Source organism: Winogradskyella sp. MH6 (assembly GCF_022810765.1).
Lineage (GTDB): Bacteria > Bacteroidota > Bacteroidia > Flavobacteriales > Flavobacteriaceae > Winogradskyella.
Genome location: NZ_CP094494.1, coordinates 217,050 through 236,155, shown reverse-complemented (window position 1 = coordinate 236,155; position 19,106 = coordinate 217,050). Strand labels below are relative to the sequence as shown.

The following is a 19,106-nucleotide window of genomic DNA, read 5'->3' as shown; positions in this document are numbered from 1 at the left end:
ATTAAAATACGGAGGTATAAAGGTTCTAAATTATAAAATTTGATTTTTAGGTGTCCAAATATGAACACCTAAAAATCAAATGTTAAAATTGAATTGTACACAAACTATAATAATGATATGAAAATCTCTACTCGATTCTCGTTTTGTTTCAAAATTGAAAAAAGCATTTTTATACTTGCTTTTTTATCATTTTTCTCAGTATCTACCTTAAATGCTCAGTGTCCTGATACTTCACCGACGGGTGATTGCGACGGTGATTTAGTTCTCAATGGTATTGACGTTGATAACGACAATGACGGTGTGTTGGATGTTTTAGAAGATGCAAATTTAGATCTAGATAATGATCCTTCAACTAATCCTACAGACACAGATGGTGATGGTATTCAAGACTATTTAGATTTAGATTCTGATAATGATGGGATTTACGATGTAATTGAAGCAGGAAATGGAGCATTAGATACAAATGGAGATGGTACGATTGATTCTAATGATACTGGATTTAATGATGGAGACGGAAATGGCGCAGATGATATAGCAGAAGCAACTACTCCTATAGATACATTAAGTGACGGAAGCTACGATTTTCAAAACACAGATAGTGATGGTGATGGATGTCCAGATGCCAATGAAGCTTACGGTAGTAATACAGCAGCAGGATCAGATAATGGACAATTTGGTGAACCAGATCCAGCCTCTGTAGATGGTGATGGACTTGTTACAGAAATAGGTGTAGATTATTCATTAGGAACAAATACAGCGGTTACAGACAATTCAATTATTGCAGGCTGTTTTACAATTACTGCCAATGATGACGATTTTTCTGCAACTCCAATTAATAGCTCAATACCTGGTTCAACAACACCTAGTGTTTTTGCTGATAATGGAAGTGGTACAGATTTAGCAAACGGTGTTGCAGCTACAAACGGAAATATCTCAAACAATATTAGTATAAGTAATGATGGTGGTATGACAGGTGTTGCCATTAATAATAATGGTACTATAGTTGTACCTCCTAGTACACCTGATAATACCTATTTTGTAGAATATACAATATGTTTACAAGCAGATGACACAATATGTGATACAGCAATTGCCACAATTGTTGTAACGAATATAGATCCTTGTGATGCATTAGTTTCGGGTAATTTAGATACCGATGGTGATGGTATTAGCGACTATTGTGATCAAGATGATGATAATGATGGAATTTTAGATACTTATGATGTTAATTGTTCTTCTGGACCGTTAACATTGGGTCAGACTTTTTCTGATAATACTGGATCCAATTTTAACGCTGAATTTATTCCAAATATTTATGCTTATGGAGGTGCAAGTGTAACATTTGGTTATGAACCTTATGGTGGATCCGCTTGGAACCTAAGTGGTGTTTCAAATCAAAATAATCCTGCCATATTACCTGATGGTGAGTACATCAATACGATAGCAGACGGTACAACCTATCCAGAAAATGAAGTTGTTAGATATTATTTTACATTTACAGAACCTGCATATAATGTCAATTTTAAATTAGGTGGTCTCGATGATTTTGATAGAGCTGATTTTTTTGCAACCAATGGTTCTGATAATGTTCCTGTTAATCTTTCTGATATAAATATAGGAGCAAACCTTATAATAAATGGACAAAGTGCTGTTACTGGTGCATCATCAAATGCAAATGCGCCTGCTAATAGCATAGCTATTCAAGTGGCTGGGCCTGTTACAGAAATAGTAATTACCGTTGGTAAACAAAATGGAGATGAAGCAGCTAATGTAGAATTACAATTCTATGAAATGCAATATTGTTTGGCTATAGATACTGATGGAGATGGTATTAATGATATTGTAGATTTAGATTCAGATAATGATGGTATTTATGATGTAGATGAAGTAGGTGGTGTAGATGCAAATAATGATGGTATGGCAGACGGAGTTGTTGATTCTACAACAGGTATACCGTCAACTGCAGGAACTGGAATAACACCAATAGATACTTTAAACGATGGTAGCTTTGATTATCAAAATACAGACAGTGATGGTGATGGTTGTCCAGATGCTAATGAAGCCTATGGTAATGTTACAGCTGCAGGTATCGATGGTGGGCAATTTGGATTTCCAGATCCCGCAAATGTAGATGCCTCTGGACTGGTAGATTTAGGTAGAATAGTAAATTATGATATAGGTACCAACCCATCGGTAACTGATCCAACTATAAATACTGTTTGCGACCCTTGTAATGCAATTTCTTCAGGAAATACAGATACTGATGGTGATGGAATTTCTGATATATGTGATGAAGATAATGACAATGATGGTATACTAAATATTTATGAGCAAGATTGTTCTCCTGGTCCAATTGCTTTAGGTCAAACTTTTGCAGATAATACAGGATCAAATTTTAATCCAGAGTATATCCCGAACGTTTATGCCTATGGAGGTGCAAGTGTAACTTTCGGATATGAACCATTTGGAGGTTCCGCCTGGAACCTTACCGGAGTTTCAAATCAAAATAACCCAAGTATTTTGCCAGACGGAGAATATATCAATATAGTTGCAGATGGAACAAACTATCCAGTAGGTGAAACAGTTAGATTTTATTTCACATTCAGTCAACCCGTATACAATGTTAATTTTAAATTAGGCGGATTAGGGGATTTTGAAAGAGCTGATTTTACAGCAACAAATGGATCGGATAATGTACCTGTTAATTTGTCTGATATAAATATTGGTGGAGGTTTAACAATTGCCAATCAAAGTGCTTTTACAGGTGCTTCTGCAGATACCGCTGCTCCATCGAACAGTATAAATATATCAGTTCTTGGGCCTGTTACGGAAATCATCGTGACAGTTGGTCAACAAGATGGAGACGAATTAGAAAATGTAGATTTGCAATTCTATGAAATGCAATATTGTCTCATGCTAGATACAGATGGTGATGGTGTTAATGATGTTGTCGATTTAGATTCTGACAACGATGGTATTTACGATGTAGATGAATCAGGAAATGGAGCTTTAGATACAAATGGTGATGGAATTTTAGATTCAAATGATACAGGTTTTAATGATGGAGATGGAAATGGCGCAGATGATACAGCTGAAGCAACAACACCAGTAGACACACTAACAGACGGAAGTTTCGATTTTCAAAACACGGATAGTGATGGCGATGGATGTCCAGATGCAAATGAAGCTTATGATAATCCATTTGTTTCAGGTTCTGATGGTGGACAATTTGGTGAACCAGATCCTGCCTCAGTAGATACAAATAACGGTTTAGTTACAGAAGCAGGTGTAGACTATTCTTTAGGAATTAATGCAGCTGTCACTGATCCTGGTATAGCAACAAGTTGTGTTATTAATCCTAGCATTACAACTGTTAAAACATTTGCAGATATAGACGGAAATGCTTTAACAACAGAATATAGTACTGTTGGTGAAGTAATTAATTATACAATAACATTAACTAATAGTGGAAACGTTGATGTTTACAGTCCAACAATGGTTGATGCCACAGCAGATGCTGCACCTGTTAGAGGAGCAGATGCTCCAGGTAACGATGATGGAGTTTTAGATGTAGGCGAAACATGGACATATACAGTTTCTCATACAGTAACACAAGCAGATTTAGATAATGGTTCTTACACCAATACAGCTGAAGCTGATGGTTCTGCTGATACAACAAATGATGGTTCAGGAGATACTCCTGTTGATAATGATGAGAGTGAAACTGTAAACGGAATAGAATCCCCAAGTATAGAAGCCGTTAAGGTTGTAGCGATCAGCAATGATGTGTTACCAGCCGGGGCAAGCTTAGGAGACGAGCTGACCTATACAATCACTATAGCGAACACGGGTAACGTCACCTTAACGAACGTAGCCTTAACAGATACCTTCGTGGATGGCAACGGCAACCCACTCACGCTAACGGGTCCAACGTTTGTAAGTTCAGATTTAGGCAGTTTAGAAGGGACCTTACAGGTGGGTGAAACGGCAACGTATACGGCGACCTACGAGATCACACAGAGTGATGTAGATGCCGGAGGTGTAAGCAACAGTGTAGTAGCGGACGGAGACAGTCCAGCCGGCACCACAGTTAGCGATACGAGTGATGATGGAGATGATCTGGACGGCAACACGAGTGACGATCCAACAGAAACGACGATAGCAGAATCCCCAAGTATAGAAGCCGTTAAGGTTGTAGCGATCAGCAATGATGTGCTACCAGCCGGGGCAAGCTTAGGAGACGAGCTGACCTATACAATCACTATAGCGAACACGGGTAACGTCACCTTAACGAACGTAGCCTTAACAGATACCTTCGTGGATGGCAACGGCAACCCACTCACGCTAACGGGTCCAACATTTGTAAGTTCAGATTTAGGCAGTTTAGAAGGGACCTTACAGGTGGGTGAAACGGCAACGTATACGGCGACCTACGAGATCACACAGAGTGATGTAGATGCCGGAGGTGTAAGCAACAGTGTAGTAGCGGACGGAGACAGTCCAGCCGGCACCACAGTTAGCGATACGAGTGATGATGGAGATGATCTGGACGGCAACACGAGTGACGATCCAACAGAAACGACGATAGCAGAATCCCCAAGTATAGAAGCCGTTAAGGTTGTAGCGATCAGCAATGATGTGTTACCAGCCGGAGCAAGCTTAGGTGACGAGTTGACCTATACAATCACTATAGCGAACACGGGTAACGTCACCTTAACGAACGTAGCCTTAACAGATACCTTCGTGGATGGCAACGGCAACCCACTCACGCTAACGGGTCCAACGTTTGTAAGTTCAGATTTAGGCAGTTTAGAAGGGACCTTACAAGTCGGAGAAACGGCGACGTATACGGCGACCTACGAGATCACACAGAGTGATGTAGATGCCGGAGGTGTAAGCAACAGTGTAGTAGCGGACGGAGACAGTCCAGCCGGCACCACAGTTAGCGATACGAGTGATGATGGAGATGATCTGGACGGCAACACGAGTGACGATCCAACAGAAACGACGATAGCAGAATCCCCAAGTATAGAAGCCGTTAAGGTTGTAGCGATCAGCAATGATGTGTTACCAGCCGGAGCAAGCTTAGGTGACGAGTTGACCTATACAATCACTATAGCGAACACGGGTAACGTCACCTTAACGAACGTAGCCTTAACAGATACCTTCGTGGATGGCAACGGCAACCCACTCACGCTAACGGGTCCAACGTTTGTAAGTTCAGATTTAGGCAGTTTAGAAGGGACCTTACAGGTGGGTGAAACGGCAACGTATACGGCGACCTACGAGATCACACAGAGTGATGTAGATGCCGGAGGTGTAAGCAACAGTGTAGTAGCGGACGGAGACAGTCCAGCCGGCACCACAGTTAGCGATACGAGTGATGATGGAGATGATCTGGACGGCAACACGAGTGACGATCCAACAGAAACGACGATAGCAGAATCCCCAAGTATAGAAGCCGTTAAGGTTGTAGCGATCAGCAATGATGTGCTACCAGCCGGGGCAAGCTTAGGAGACGAGCTGACCTATACAATCACTATAGCGAACACGGGTAACGTCACCTTAACGAACGTAGCCTTAACAGATACCTTCGTGGATGGCAACGGCAACCCACTCACGCTAACGGGTCCAACATTTGTAAGTTCAGATTTAGGCAGTTTAGAAGGGACCTTACAAGTCGGAGAAACGGCGACGTATACGGCGACCTACGAGATCACGCAGAGTGATGTAGATGCCGGAGGTGTAAGCAACAGTGTAGTAGCGGACGGAGACAGTCCAGCAGGCACCACAGTTAGCGATACGAGTGATGATGGAGATGATCTGGACGGCAACACGAGTGACGATCCAACAGAAACGACGATAGCAGAATCCCCAAGTATAGAAGCCGTTAAGGTTGTAGCGATCAGCAATGATGTGCTACCAGCCGGGGCAAGCTTAGGAGACGAGCTGACCTATACAATCACTATAGCGAACACGGGTAACGTCACCTTAACGAACGTAGCCTTAACAGATACCTTCGTGGATGGCAACGGCAACCCACTCACGCTAACGGGTCCAACGTTTGTAAGTTCAGATTTAGGCAGTTTAGAAGGGACCTTACAGGTGGGTGAAACGGCAACGTATACGGCGACCTACGAGATCACACAGAGTGATGTAGATGCCGGAGGTGTAAGCAACAGTGTAGTAGCGGACGGAGACAGTCCAGCCGGCACCACAGTTAGCGATACGAGTGATGATGGAGATGATCTGGACGGCAACACGAGTGACGATCCAACAGAAACGACGATAGCAGAATCCCCAAGTATAGAAGCCGTTAAGGTTGTAGCGATCAGCAATGATGTGCTACCAGCCGGGGCAAGCTTAGGAGACGAGCTGACCTATACAATCACTATAGCGAACACGGGTAACGTCACCTTAACGAACGTAGCCTTAACAGATACCTTCGTGGATGGCAACGGCAACCCACTCACGCTAACGGGTCCAACATTTGTAAGTTCAGATTTAGGCAGTTTAGAAGGGACCTTACAAGTCGGAGAAACGGCGACGTATACGGCGACCTACGAGATCACACAGAGTGATGTAGATGCCGGAGGTGTAAGCAACAGTGTAGTAGCGGACGGAGACAGTCCAGCCGGCACCACAGTTAGCGATACGAGTGATGATGGAGATGATCTGGACGGCAACACGAGTGACGATCCAACAGAAACGACGATAGCAGAATCCCCAAGTATAGAAGCCGTTAAGGTTGTAGCGATCAGCAATGATGTGCTACCAGCCGGGGCAAGCTTAGGTGACGAGCTGACCTATACAATCACTATAGCGAACACGGGTAACGTCACCTTAACGAACGTAGCCTTAACAGATACCTTCGTGGATGGCAACGGCAACCCACTCACGCTAACGGGTCCAACGTTTGTAAGTTCAGATTTAGGCAGTTTAGAAGGGACCTTACAGGTGGGTGAAACGGCAACGTATACGGCGACCTACGAGATCACACAGAGTGATGTAGATGCCGGAGGTGTAAGCAACAGTGTAGTAGCGGACGGAGACAGTCCAGCCGGCACCACAGTTAGCGATACGAGTGATGATGGAGATGATCTGGACGGCAACACGAGTGACGATCCAACAGAAACGACGATAGCAGAATCCCCAAGTATAGAAGCCGTTAAGGTTGTAGCGATCAGCAATGATGTGCTACCAGCCGGGGCAAGCTTAGGAGACGAGCTGACCTATACAATCACTATAGCGAACACGGGTAACGTCACCTTAACGAACGTAGCCTTAACAGATACCTTCGTGGATGGCAACGGCAACCCACTCACGCTAACGGGTCCAACATTTGTAAGTTCAGATTTAGGCAGTTTAGAAGGGACCTTACAGGTGGGTGAAACGGCAACGTATACGGCGACCTACGAGATCACACAGAGTGATGTAGATGCCGGAGGTGTAAGCAACAGTGTAGTAGCGGACGGAGACAGTCCAGCCGGCACCACAGTTAGCGATACGAGTGATGATGGAGATGATCTGGACGGCAACACGAGTGACGATCCAACAGAAACGACGATAGCAGAATCCCCAAGTATAGAAGCCGTTAAGGTTGTAGCGATCAGCAATGATGTGTTACCAGCTGGGGCAAGCTTAGGAGACGAGTTGACCTATACAATCACTATAGCGAACACGGGTAACGTCACCTTAACGAACGTAGCCTTAACAGATACCTTCGTGGATGGCAACGGCAACCCACTCACGCTAACGGGTCCAACGTTTGTAAGTTCAGATTTAGGCAGTTTAGAAGGGACCTTACAGGTGGGTGAAACGGCAACGTATACGGCGACCTACGAGATCACACAGAGTGATGTAGATGCCGGAGGTGTAAGCAACAGTGTAGTAGCGGACGGAGACAGTCCAGCAGGCACCACAGTTAGCGATACGAGTGATGATGGAGATGATCTGGACGGCAACACGAGTGACGATCCAACAGAAACGACGATAGCAGAATCCCCAAGTATAGAAGCCGTTAAGGTTGTAGCGATCAGCAATGATGTGCTACCAGCCGGGGCAAGCTTAGGAGACGAGCTGACCTATACAATCACTATAGCGAACACGGGTAACGTCACCTTAACGAACGTAGCCTTAACAGATACCTTCGTGGATGGCAACGGCAACCCACTCACGCTAACGGGTCCAACGTTTGTAAGTTCAGATTTAGGCAGTTTAGAAGGGACCTTACAGGTGGGTGAAACGGCAACGTATACGGCGACCTACGAGATCACGCAGAGTGATGTAGATGCCGGAGGTGTAAGCAACAGTGTAGTAGCGGACGGAGACAGTCCAGCAGGCACCACAGTTAGCGATACGAGTGATGATGGAGATGATCTGGACGGCAACACGAGTGACGATCCAACAGAAACGACGATAGCAGAATCCCCAAGTATAGAAGCCGTTAAGGTTGTAGCGATCAGCAATGATGTGCTACCAGCCGGGGCAAGCTTAGGAGACGAGCTGACCTATACAATCACTATAGCGAACACGGGTAACGTCACCTTAACGAACGTAGCCTTAACAGATACCTTCGTGGATGGCAACGGCAACCCACTCACGCTAACGGGTCCAACATTTGTAAGTTCAGATTTAGGCAGTTTAGAAGGGACCTTACAAGTCGGAGAAACGGCGACGTATACGGCGACCTACGAGATCACACAGAGTGATGTAGATGCCGGAGGTGTAAGCAACAGTGTAGTAGCGGACGGAGACAGTCCAGCCGGCACCACAGTTAGCGATACGAGTGATGATGGAGATGATCTGGACGGCAACACGAGTGACGATCCAACAGAAACGACGATAGCAGAATCCCCAAGTATAGAAGCCGTTAAGGTTGTAGCGATCAGCAATGATGTGCTACCAGCCGGGGCAAGCTTAGGAGACGAGCTGACCTATACAATCACTATAGCGAACACGGGTAACGTCACCTTAACGAACGTAGCCTTAACAGATACCTTCGTGGATGGCAACGGCAACCCACTCACGCTAACGGGTCCAACATTTGTAAGTTCAGATTTAGGCAGTTTAGAAGGGACCTTACAGGTGGGTGAAACGGCAACGTATACGGCGACCTACGAGATCACACAGAGTGATGTAGATGCCGGAGGTGTAAGCAACAGTGTAGTAGCGGACGGAGACAGTCCAGCCGGCACCACAGTTAGCGATACGAGTGATGATGGAGATGATCTGGACGGCAACACGAGTGACGATCCAACAGAAACGACGATAGCAGAATCCCCAAGTATAGAAGCCGTTAAGGTTGTAGCGATCAGCAATGATGTGCTACCAGCCGGGGCAAGCTTAGGAGACGAGCTGACCTATACAATCACTATAGCGAACACGGGTAACGTCACCTTAACGAACGTAGCCTTAACAGATACCTTCGTGGATGGCAACGGCAACCCACTCACGCTAACGGGTCCAACATTTGTAAGTTCAGATTTAGGCAGTTTAGAAGGGACCTTACAAGTCGGAGAAACGGCGACGTATACGGCGACCTACGAGATCACACAGAGTGATGTAGATGCCGGAGGTGTAAGCAACAGTGTAGTAGCGGACGGAGACAGTCCAGCCGGCACCACAGTTAGCGATACGAGTGATGATGGAGATGATCTGGACGGCAACACGAGTGACGATCCAACAGAAACGACGATAGCAGAATCCCCAAGTATAGAAGCCGTTAAGGTTGTAGCGATCAGCAATGATGTGCTACCAGCCGGGGCAAGCTTAGGTGACGAGCTGACCTATACAATCACTATAGCGAACACGGGTAACGTCACCTTAACGAACGTAGCCTTAACAGATACCTTCGTGGATGGCAACGGCAACCCACTCACGCTAACGGGTCCAACGTTTGTAAGTTCAGATTTAGGCAGTTTAGAAGGGACCTTACAGGTGGGTGAAACGGCAACGTATACGGCGACCTACGAGATCACACAGAGTGATGTAGATGCCGGAGGTGTAAGCAACAGTGTAGTAGCGGACGGAGACAGTCCAGCCGGCACCACAGTTAGCGATACGAGTGATGATGGAGATGATCTGGACGGCAACACGAGTGACGATCCAACAGAAACGACGATAGCAGAATCCCCAAGTATAGAAGCCGTTAAGGTTGTAGCGATCAGCAATGATGTGCTACCAGCCGGGGCAAGCTTAGGAGACGAGCTGACCTATACAATCACTATAGCGAACACGGGTAACGTCACCTTAACGAACGTAGCCTTAACAGATACCTTCGTGGATGGCAACGGCAACCCACTCACGCTAACGGGTCCAACATTTGTAAGTTCAGATTTAGGCAGTTTAGAAGGGACCTTACAGGTGGGTGAAACGGCAACGTATACGGCGACCTACGAGATCACACAGAGTGATGTAGATGCCGGAGGTGTAAGCAACAGTGTAGTAGCGGACGGAGACAGTCCAGCCGGCACCACAGTTAGCGATACGAGTGATGATGGAGATGATCTGGACGGCAACACGAGTGACGATCCAACAGAAACGACGATAGCAGAATCCCCAAGTATAGAAGCCGTTAAGGTTGTAGCGATCAGCAATGATGTGCTACCAGCCGGGGCAAGCTTAGGTGACGAGCTGACCTATACAATCACTATAGCGAACACGGGTAACGTCACCTTAACGAACGTAGCCTTAACAGATACCTTCGTGGATGGCAACGGCAACCCACTCACGCTAACGGGTCCAACATTTGTAAGTTCAGATTTAGGCAGTTTAGAAGGGACCTTACAGGTGGGTGAAACGGCAACGTATACGGCGACCTACGAGATCACACAGAGTGATGTAGATGCCGGAGGTGTAAGCAACAGTGTAGTAGCGGACGGAGACAGTCCAGCAGGCACCACAGTTAGCGATACGAGTGATGATGGAGATGATCTGGACGGCAACACGAGTGACGATCCAACAGAAACGACGATAGCAGAATCCCCAAGTATAGAAGCCGTTAAGGTTGTAGCGATCAGCAATGATGTGCTACCAGCCGGGGCAAGCTTAGGAGACGAGCTGACCTATACAATCACTATAGCGAACACGGGTAACGTCACCTTAACGAACGTAGCCTTAACAGATACCTTCGTGGATGGCAACGGCAACCCACTCACGCTAACGGGTCCAACATTTGTAAGTTCAGATTTAGGCAGTTTAGAAGGGACCTTACAGGTGGGTGAAACGGCAACGTATACGGCGACCTACGAGATCACACAGAGTGATGTAGATGCCGGAGGTGTAAGCAACAGTGTAGTAGCGGACGGAGACAGTCCAGCCGGCACCACAGTTAGCGATACGAGTGATGATGGAGATGATCTGGACGGCAACACGAGTGACGATCCAACAGAAACGACGATAGCAGAATCCCCAAGTATAGAAGCCGTTAAGGTTGTAGCGATCAGCAATGATGTGCTACCAGCCGGGGCAAGCTTAGGAGACGAGCTGACCTATACAATCACTATAGCGAACACGGGTAACGTCACCTTAACGAACGTAGCCTTAACAGATACCTTCGTGGATGGCAACGGCAACCCACTCACGCTAACGGGTCCAACATTTGTAAGTTCAGATTTAGGCAGTTTAGAAGGGACCTTACAGGTGGGTGAAACGGCAACGTATACGGCGACCTACGAGATCACACAGAGTGATGTAGATGCCGGAGGTGTAAGCAACAGTGTAGTAGCGGACGGAGACAGTCCAGCCGGCACCACAGTTAGCGATACGAGTGATGATGGAGATGATCTGGACGGCAACACGAGTGACGATCCAACAGAAACGACGATAGCAGAATCCCCAAGTATAGAAGCCGTTAAGGTTGTAGCGATCAGCAATGATGTGCTACCAGCCGGGGCAAGCTTAGGAGACGAGCTGACCTATACAATCACTATAGCGAACACGGGTAACGTCACCTTAACGAACGTAGCCTTAACAGATACCTTCGTGGATGGCAACGGCAACCCACTCACGCTAACGGGTCCAACGTTTGTAAGTTCAGATTTAGGCAGTTTAGAAGGGACCTTACAGGTGGGTGAAACGGCAACGTATACGGCGACCTACGAGATCACACAGAGTGATGTAGATGCCGGAGGTGTAAGCAACAGTGTAGTAGCGGACGGAGACAGTCCAGCCGGCACCACAGTTAGCGATACGAGTGATGATGGAGATGATCTGGACGGCAACACGAGTGACGATCCAACAGAAACGACGATAGCAGAATCCCCAAGTATAGAAGCCGTTAAGGTTGTAGCGATCAGCAATGATGTGCTACCAGCCGGGGCAAGCTTAGGAGACGAGCTGACCTATACAATCACTATAGCGAACACGGGTAACGTCACCTTAACGAACGTAGCCTTAACAGATACCTTCGTGGATGGCAACGGCAACCCACTCACGCTAACGGGTCCAACGTTTGTAAGTTCAGATTTAGGCAGTTTAGAAGGGACCTTACAGGTGGGTGAAACGGCGACGTATACGGCGACCTACGAGATCACACAGAGTGATGTAGATGCCGGAGGTGTAAGCAACAGTGTAGTAGCGGACGGAGACAGTCCAGCCGGCACCACAGTCAATGACACGAGTGATGATGGAGATGATCTGGACGGCAACACGAGTGACGATCCAACAGAAACGACGATTTCACAGGATCCAATGTTAGCAATTGAAAAAACGAGTAGCTTGGACTTAGGTGCTGATGGTATAGCAACAGTTGGTGATATTATAACATATACATACATAGTTACTAACACCGGTAATGTAACATTATTTGATATAAATGTTACAGAGGACACTGCAGACTTCACAGGAACAGGAGTATTGCCAACACCAACTTATGTAAGTGGTGGTAGTGATGAAGATGGTGAAGCCGATTTAGAAGATATGATTGTAGGTTCAGGGACGATAGTTTACACAGCAACTTATGCATTAACTCAAGCAGATATTGATGCAGGTATAGTTACAAATCAAGCTATTGCTAGTGGAACAGGTCCTTTAGGAGATGGAGTTACTGATGATAGCGATGATCCAACGGATCCAACAAGTAATGATGACCCAACAGATACTGTAATTCCACAATTACCAATATTATCTATCGATAAAACGAGTAGTTTGGACTTAGGTGCTGATGGTATAGCAACTGTTGGTGATATCATAACATATACATACACAGTTACTAACACGGGTAATGTTACAATTTTTGATGTTAGTGTTACAGAGGATGCTGCAAACTTCACAGGAACAGGAATATTACCAACACCAACTTATGTAAGTGGTGGTAGTGATGAAGATGGTGAGGCTGATTTAGAAGATATGATTGTAGGTTCAGGAACAATAGTTTATACAGCAACATATGCATTAACTCAAGCTGATATTGATGCAGGTATAGTTACTAACCAAGCTATAGCTGTAGGTACTGACCCATTAGATGGAGGTGTTAGTGATGATAGTGATGATCCAACGGATCCAACAAGTAATGATGACCCAACAGATACTGCAGTACCACAATTACCAAGTATGGATATTGAGAAGATAAGCAGTTTAGATACTGGAGCAGATGGTGTTGCTGATGTAGGTGATATTATCACATATACATATACAGTTACTAACACGGGTAATGTAACATTATTTGATATAAATGTTACAGAAGACGCTGCAGATTTCACAGGAACAGGATTATTGCCAACACCAACGTATGTAAGTGGTGGTAGTGATGAAGATGGTGAAGCAGATCTAGAAGATATGATTGTAGGTTCAGGAACAATAGTTTACACAGCAACATATGCATTAACTCAAGCTGATATTGATGCTGGTATAGTTACAAATCAAGCTGTTGCTAGTGGAACAGATCCTTTAGGAGGTAGTGTGTCTGATGATAGTGATGATGGAGATGATACAGATGGTAATACAGAAGATGATGTAACTAATACTGAAATTATTCAAGTACCAATGATAAGTCTTATTAAGACAACATTACCTCTTGAAGATACAAACGGTGATGGTATTGAAGGTAGTTTAGACGATATTATTTCATATGTATTTATTGTTGAAAACACTGGTAATGTAACATTAACTAATATTGAAGTAGAGGATTTATTACCAGGACTAAACTTAGTTGGTGGACCAATTGCGCAGTTACTCCCAGGTGAAGTTGATAGTACAACATTTACAGCTACATATCAAATTACACAAATTGATTTAGATACAGGTTTTGTAACAAATTCTGCAACTGTAAGTGCAGAAGGTCCTAGTGGTGATTTAGGAGATCCAACAGATGATGTTACAGATACGAGTGATGATCCTAATGACACTAATGACACCGATAACAATGGTGATGGTGATCCAGATGATCCAACTGTAACACCAGTAAACTCTCTGTTTGATTTAGAAGTAACCAAATCTGTTGGAACATTAGTTAATGGTCAATTTGTACCACTTAGTGTACAACCTACTGTAGGAGATGAAGTGGTATTCTTGATAGAGGTAGCTAATATTGGAAATGTCACTGCAACTAATATTGTTATTAGTGAAGAAATTCCAAGCGGATATATTATTGCGTTAGATCCAGTGACACAGCAGCCTTTAATAGATGAAACAGAAGGAACTTATTCAGAATTTGATGGAGAATGGACCATAGCACAACTTGATCCTGACCAGGTAGAAATGCTTCAGATTACGGTGGAAGTTCTAGGTATTGGTGATTATTTGAATTCAGCATTTGTATCAAGTGCCGATGGAGGTGATGATGTTAACCCTAGTAATGACGAAGATTCGGCAGCTGTAGATCCAATATGTTTAACAATTTACAACGAATTCTCACCGAATGGTGATGGTGTCAATGAGACCTTTATTATTGATTGTTTAGAGCGATTCCCTAATAATAAGTTAGAGGTATACAATAGATGGGGTAATGTAGTTTATTCTAAGAGAGGATATCTTAACGATTGGAGTGGTACTACTAATGGAAGAGCAGTGATGGGACAATCTGATGAGTTACCTGTAGGAACATACTATTATGTACTTGACTTAGGTGATGGATCAGAACCAAGAGTAGGATGGTTATATATAAATAGATAAGTAAACAACTATAGAAAAAAGACAGAAAGATGATACGTATATTATCAAAAGCAAGTTTAATTTTAATGGTGTTTACTACACTATTAGCAACTGATTTAAATGCGCAGCAAGACCCGCAGTACACGCATTACATGTATAATACATTGAGTGTAAATCCAGCTTATGCTGGTCAGAGGGAAACGCTGAGTGTTGTAGGTTTGCACAGATCGCAATGGGTTGGTATTGATGGCGCACCACAAACACAATCTTTAGGTATTCATTCGCCATTACGTAATGAGCGGATAGGTTTAGGACTAAATATTGTAAGTGATGCTCTAGGTCCAGTGAGAGAAACTTATTTAGATGCAAATTTTTCTTACACTATACCATTAAATGCAAATGATTTAAAATTATCATTTGGAGTAAAAGGAGGTTTTCATAACCTGCAATCTGATTGGTCTTTAGGTGTTATTCGGGAAGTTGGTGATCCTACATTTGCAAATAATTTAAGCACATGGTCTCCAACTATAGGAGCAGGTTTATACATGCATACTAGAAAATGGTATTTAGGACTTTCAGTTCCTAACTTTTTAGAGACAGACCATTATGATGATGTTCAAGTGTCATTAGCTAATGAGCAGATGCATTTTTATGCTATAGGTGGTTATGTATTCAACCTAAGTGAAACGTTAGAATTGAAACCTGCTTTCTTGGTAAAAGCGGTCTCAGGGGCACCTATTATTGCAGATGTTTCAGCAAACTTTTGGTACAAAAAGAATTTAACAGCTGGTCTAGCTTATAGATGGGATAATTCTGTTAGTGCACTTGTAGGTTTTCAAGCCACACCAGGAATGTTCATTGGTTACGGCTATGATTTAACTACAACAGGATTAAATAACTATAACAGCGGAACTCACGAAATAACTTTAAGATTTGAAGTTAAGCGATTAGGTAGAATTTTATCACCACGTTTCTTCTAAAAATAAGACTATGAGAACAATTTCAAGATATATAAGTTTAGTTTGTGCAGGTATGTTTGCTTTATCTGCCTTTGCTCAAAACGGTAAAATAAAAAGTGTAGAGGATGACTATAAAGATTTTGCCTATGTGAAAACTAGTGAAGTCCTTCTCGAAGTAGCGAATAAAGGCTATAAGTCTGCAGAGCTTTTTCAGAAGTTAGCAAATTCATATTACTTTAGAAATGATATGGAAAACGCTGCTAAATGGTATGGTGAATTATTTACTATGAACGATGTGATTGACCCAGAATATTATTTTAGATATGCTATGGCTCTTAAGGGAATAGAAGACTACAAAGAATCAGATAAGTGGATGAAAAAATTCAATGAGCTCAAACCAGATGATATGAGAGGAAGGGCTTTTCTTTCTAAAGTGGATTATAAATCTAACATTGAAGAGTTGAGTAGAGATGATATTGAGCCTCATAATTTGGAGATTAATACAGAGCTTTCAGATTTTGGTACTACAGAATATGAAAACGGAATCGTGTTTGCTTCAGCTAGAGGTGGTGGTCGTAAATATCGTTGGAACGAAGAGCCATATTTAGATTTGTATTCGGCTGAGAAAACAGAAAGTGGTTTTGGAGAAGTTAAAGAAATCGAAGGAAAAGTAAATACAAAATATCACGAGTCTAGTGCAGTATTTTCACCAAACGGAAAATATATGTTCTTTACAAGAAATAACTTCTATAGATTAAAGTATAAAGAAGATGGCACAGGAGTTAACAGACTACAATTGTATAGAGCTACTTTGAGTGAAGATGGTACTTGGGACGAAATTCATAAAGTACATTTTAACAGTGAAGATTACAGTGTTGCTCACCCAACATTAAATTTAACAGGAACACGTTTATATTTTGCTTCAGACATGCCAGGTACATTTGGACAGTCTGATATTTTTGTAGTAGATGTAAATGATGATGGTACACTAGGTAAACCAGAAAACTTAGGTCCGTCAATAAATACTGAAGGACAAGAATCATTTCCATTTATGGATACAAGTGGTAATTTGTTCTTTTCTTCAACAGGTTTTCCGGGATTAGGTGGCTTAGATGTCTTTAAATCTGAAGAATTAGACCAAAAAGTTGAAGGTGGTTCTAATAGAAATTTTCCAATTGAAAATGTAGGAAAACCAGTAAATAGTTCTGCAGATGATTTTGGTTATTATGAGAATTTAGTTACTAAGCGCGTTTATTTTAGTTCAAACAGAGAAGGGGGTAAAGGTAGCGATGATATCTATACGTTTGAAGTACCAGAATGTGAGCAACTAGTATTTGGTACTGTTCAAGATAGTAAGACAGACGAACTTATTCCTGATGCTACAGTTATTTTATTTGATAGTGAAGGAAAAGAAATAGAGCGTAAAACTGTTGACGAAGATGCAGCTTTTGAGTTTGAGTTAGATTGTGAAATGGAATATCTTATTAGAGGTGAAAAAGAGACTTACATCTCTGATGAAAAACGTTTCACTACACCTAAGAAAAAACAAGAATTACAATTGCAATTACTCTTAGAAAAAGATGTTCAAGAAATCAATCCTTGCGATGATTTAGCTAAGATTTTAGATATTCCAATTATTTACTTTGATTTCGATAAGTCTAATATTAGATATGATGCCGAAATAGAGTTGCAAAAAGTATTAACTGTACTGAACAAATATCCAACAATGAATATAGATATTCGTTCACACACAGATTGTAGAGGACCTGCAGACTATAACGAAAAATTATCTGATAGAAGGGCAAAATCTACGCGTCAGTACCTAATTGATAACGGTATTGCTGCAGAGCGTTTAACAGCTAAGGGTTATGGAGAATCGCAACTTGTTAATGATTGTGGTTGCGAGCCTACAAACGAATCTAGCTGTTCTGAAGAAGAACACCAACTTAACAGACGTAGTGAGTTTATTATTACAAGTATAAATGGTAAATCTTGTGACGATAAAGAATAAGACTTTAAGGAGATAGAAAATAAGAAAATAGCCGTTTAAGTAATTAAACGGCTATTTTTTATGAAATCCTTTACCTTTTTTAGACCTTTAGGAGTTAATTTTGCTTTATGATAGAAGAACAAGTCATCCTTGTAGATGAAAACGATAATCAAATTGGCTTAATGCCAAAAATAGAAGCACATGAAAAAGCATTACTTCATAGAGCTTTTTCAGTATTTGTTTTTAATGATAATAACGAATTAATGCTTCAGCAACGCGCATTACATAAGTACCATTCACCAGGTTTATGGACCAACACTTGCTGTAGTCATCAACGAGAAGGAGAATCTAATTTAGAAGCAGGAAAAAGACGATTACAAGAGGAAATGGGCTTTGTAACAGAATTGGAAGAAACAACTTCATTTATATACAAAGCACCTTTTGATAATGGATTAACAGAGCACGAGTATGATCATATTATGATTGGATATTATAATGACGAGCCAAATATTAACGAAGATGAAGTTGCAGCTTGGAAATGGATGAATTTAGAAGACGTTAAGGTTGATATGTCACTACACCCTGAGAAATATACGGCTTGGTTTAAAATTATTTTCGATAAGTTTTATGAATTTATAAACGTAAAAAAATCATGAAAGTAACAGTACACAGAAAAGCACATTTTAATGCCGCTCACAGACTTTATAGAAAAGATTGGAGTTTTGAGAAAAACGATGCTGTTTTTGGTCTGTGTAACAATCCTAACTTTCATGGTCATAATTACGAGCTTATAGCGAGTGTAACAGGCGAAATAGATACTGAAACAGGTTATGTTATAGATGTAAAGTTTTTAAAAGACATCATTAAATCTGAAGTAGAAGATGCTTTTGATCATAAGAATCTTAATGTTGAAGTACCAGAATTTCAAGACTTAAATCCAACTGCCGAAAATATTGCTGTAGTTATTTATAATAAAGTAAAAGCCAAATTAGACCCTAAATTTCACTTAGAAATTACACTGTACGAAACACCACGTAATTTCGTAACCTATTCAGGAGAATAAT

Annotated in this window: 5 protein-coding genes; all 5 read left to right on the top strand. The window is 42.5% G+C overall.

The genetic code is table 11. From position 1 onward, the window contains the following. The first annotated feature begins 117 nt into the window (after nucleotides 1-117). The 5 genes from MST30_RS01110 (at nucleotide 118) to MST30_RS01090 (ending at nucleotide 19,105) form a co-directional block, all read left to right on the top strand. A complete protein-coding gene (locus MST30_RS01110) occupies nucleotides 118-15,114 on the top strand; it encodes a CLIPPER-2 domain-containing protein (protein WP_243472573.1) in 14,997 nt (4,998 codons plus the stop codon). A gap of 29 nt (nucleotides 15,115-15,143) precedes the next feature. Next, on the top strand, nucleotides 15,144-16,073 hold the full coding sequence (locus MST30_RS01105) for a PorP/SprF family type IX secretion system membrane protein (protein WP_243472572.1): 930 nt from the start codon (nucleotides 15,144-15,146) through the stop codon (nucleotides 16,071-16,073). 10 nt (nucleotides 16,074-16,083) lie between these two features. Next, nucleotides 16,084-18,063, top strand: coding sequence for an OmpA family protein (locus tag MST30_RS01100; RefSeq protein ID WP_243472571.1), 1,980 nt, complete (start codon nucleotides 16,084-16,086; stop codon nucleotides 18,061-18,063). A 107-nt stretch (nucleotides 18,064-18,170) separates the two neighbouring features. After that, entirely contained in the window at nucleotides 18,171-18,698 is a 528-nt protein-coding gene (idi, locus tag MST30_RS01095) for an isopentenyl-diphosphate Delta-isomerase (protein WP_243472570.1), read from the top strand. Beyond that, entirely contained in the window at nucleotides 18,695-19,105 is a 411-nt protein-coding gene (locus MST30_RS01090; protein WP_243472569.1) for a 6-pyruvoyl trahydropterin synthase family protein, read from the top strand. Before idi ends, MST30_RS01090 begins: the two co-directional genes overlap by 4 nt. The last annotated feature ends 1 nt before the right edge of the window (nucleotide 19,106 follow it).